The 278-nt window shown below is 51.1% G+C and carries 1 protein-coding gene; it reads right to left on the bottom strand.

What is annotated here, in order from left to right:
* A partial coding sequence (locus Q5762_RS38070; protein ID WP_315896888.1) for a hypothetical protein occupies window positions 1-278 on the bottom strand: 278 nt, incomplete at both ends.

Genomic DNA, 278 nt, shown 5'->3' with positions numbered 1-278 from the left:
ACCTTCCATAGCGGCACGAGCACGCCCACGATCTTCCAGAGCCGTGTTGTAGGTCTTCGTTTGGTTCGCAAGATTTTTCATTGCGAAGTCCTTCTGGAAGTTGAACTGCTGCTTAGCAAGCTTGTTGGCCTGCATAGCATTGTAGAAGTTCAAGCCCATACCCAAACCTTGCAGACCAAGCTGAAAGGTTGGCATATTAAAACCAAAGCCGCTCCCGCCACCAAAGCCGCTGGAACCACTACCAAGAGGCTGGTTCCAGTTCGAGCCAAAGGAACCTT

Origin of the sequence: Streptomyces sp. P9(2023) (assembly GCF_032436795.1) — a bacterium.
Lineage (GTDB): Bacteria > Actinomycetota > Actinomycetes > Streptomycetales > Streptomycetaceae > Streptomyces.
This window is presented reverse-complemented; position numbering and strand designations above follow the sequence as displayed.